This window comes from Actinomadura rubrisoli (genome assembly GCF_004349215.1).
In the GTDB taxonomy this organism is placed as follows: Bacteria; Actinomycetota; Actinomycetes; order Streptosporangiales; family Streptosporangiaceae; genus Spirillospora; species Spirillospora rubrisoli.
In genome coordinates this window covers 1-1721 of sequence record NZ_SMKU01000669.1, presented here as the reverse complement: position 1 = coordinate 1721, position 1721 = coordinate 1, and the positions used below count along the sequence as shown (strand labels likewise).

3 protein-coding genes and 1 pseudogene are annotated in these 1721 nt (G+C 73.6%); all 4 read left to right on the top strand.

What is annotated here, in order from left to right:
• The first annotated feature begins 276 nt into the window (after nt 1-276).
• A complete protein-coding gene (locus E1298_RS46700; protein ID WP_131903769.1) occupies nt 277-711 on the top strand; it encodes an Asp23/Gls24 family envelope stress response protein in 435 nt (144 codons plus the stop codon).
• Between the two features lie 40 nt (nt 712-751).
• Nucleotides 752-1042, top strand: coding sequence for a hypothetical protein (locus E1298_RS46695; protein WP_131903768.1), 291 nt, complete (start codon nt 752-754; stop codon nt 1040-1042).
• Nucleotides 1039-1236, top strand: a complete 198-nt coding sequence (locus E1298_RS46690) for a hypothetical protein (protein ID WP_243726266.1) — start codon at nt 1039-1041, stop codon at nt 1234-1236. Before E1298_RS46695 ends, E1298_RS46690 begins: the two co-directional genes overlap by 4 nt.
• Nucleotides 1233-1721, top strand: a pseudogene (locus tag E1298_RS50020) (hypothetical protein); the annotation flags it as partial. The gene E1298_RS46690 and the pseudogene E1298_RS50020, both read left to right, overlap by 4 nt.

The following is a 1721-nucleotide window of genomic DNA, read 5'->3' as shown; positions in this document are numbered from 1 at the left end:
CCCCCTCCCGGCGCCGCGCTCAGCTCCCGCCGAGCCCTGCCCCTGCCCGGCGCGCCCTGACACCGGGCCTTCGTGCGCGGTGGCGCGCTGGGCTCCCGCCGCGCCGCCAGCGCCGCCACGCCCTGACGCCGTCCGGTGCGCCCTGGTGTTGGGCCGGGTAAAGGGGCGTTGACCTGCTGTTTGGTTTCGGTGGGACGGACGGCGAGCATCAATCGCGCAATACCGACGCATCGGGGGGACGTCGTGGCGCAGGAAGATGGGCGTGGTGGGGGAACGATGACGGCCGGGGCGGCGTCCAGCGAACTCGTGACCCCGGGAGGCAAGACCAGGATCGCCGACGGGGTGGTCGCGAAGATCGCGAGTATGGCGGCGGGCCAGGTGGGCGGCGTCCACGCGATGGGCACGCCGGGCACGCTCGGCGCCGTCAAGGACCGGCTGCCCGGAGTCGGCGGCGCGGGCGGCAACCGCGGCGTGTCCGTGCAGGTCGGCGAGCGCCAGACCGCCGTCGACATCGACCTCGTCGTCGACTACGGGGTATCGATCCCCGAACTGGCCGGCGCCGTCCGCACCAACGTCATCGGCGAGGTCGAGCACATGTGCGGGCTGGAGGTCGTCGAGGTGAACATCACCGTCGACGACATCCACGTCCCCGGCGAGGACGACGGGGACCGCGGGGACCGCGGGTCCAACGGGGAGTCCCGCGTCCAATGACAAGCGCCGTAGCGGTGCCTGCGAGAAGGACGGTGCCCCAGTGACCACGCCGGCAGCCGACCTCGCGGAGCGGATCGCCACCGCCGTCCTCGCCTGCCCGCACGTGACGTCCCTGACCGCGGGCCCGCACGCCCGCGTCGTGACCTACCGCGCCGGCCGCCCGTTCACCGGCGTCGCCATCCGCGACGACGACATCGAGGTGGGCGTGGTCGCCCGCGGCGGCCGTCCCTTCCCCGACACCGCCGAGGACGTCCGGCGCCTGGTCCGCCCGCTGGCCGGAGACCGTCCGGTGGACGTCCTGATCGGCGACGTGGACTGGAGGACCTCATGAGAATGCTCTGGCCCATGGTGGGCCTCACCTTCGGCACCGCCCTCGGCTTCGCCGGCGCGTTCGGAGGCTTCGGCGCCTTCTTCATCGTCCTGCTCCTCGGCGCCCTCGGCTTCCTGGTCGGCCGCGCCATCGAGGGCGACCTCGACATCGGCCAGCTCCTCTCGTCCTTCAACCCAGGCAAACGATCCCGATGACCCCCGCCAACGCCTCCGACCCCGCCGACCAGCCAGGTGACAACAAGCCCCCGTCCCCAACTCCCTCTCACCACGAACACGACAACGACCCACAAACCACCACCACGAGCACCCCGACAAGGAATGGCCACACCTCCCCAGCGCACGAGGACACGGAACCCGAGAACACCGCGCGGGACGCCGCCGAGCGGGACAGCACCGCACGTGAGGGCGCCGCACGGGACGCCGTCGGGCGTGATGGCGCCGGACGGGACAGCACCGCGCGTGAGGGCGCTGAACGTCAGGGCGCCGCACGGAACAGTGTCGCGCGGGACGCCGTCGGGCGTGAGGGCGCCGAACGCGAGGGTGCCGGACGGGACGCCGCCGCACGGGACAGCGCCGCACGGGACGCCGCGGCACGGGCCCGCACTGCGCATGAGGGCGCTGAACGTGAAGGCGCCGCGCGGGACGGCGCCGGGCGTGAGGGCGGCGGCTCGGGGGATGGG

Bases quoted from the DNA above. Each gene is read 5' to 3' on its own strand.
- E1298_RS46700 (WP_131903769.1), top strand. From the start codon at position 277: ATGACGGCCGGGGCGGCGTCCAGCGAACTCGTGACCCCGGGAGGCAAG.
- E1298_RS46690 (WP_243726266.1), top strand. From the start codon at position 1,039: ATGAGAATGCTCTGGCCCATGGTGGGCCTCACCTTCGGCACCGCCCTC.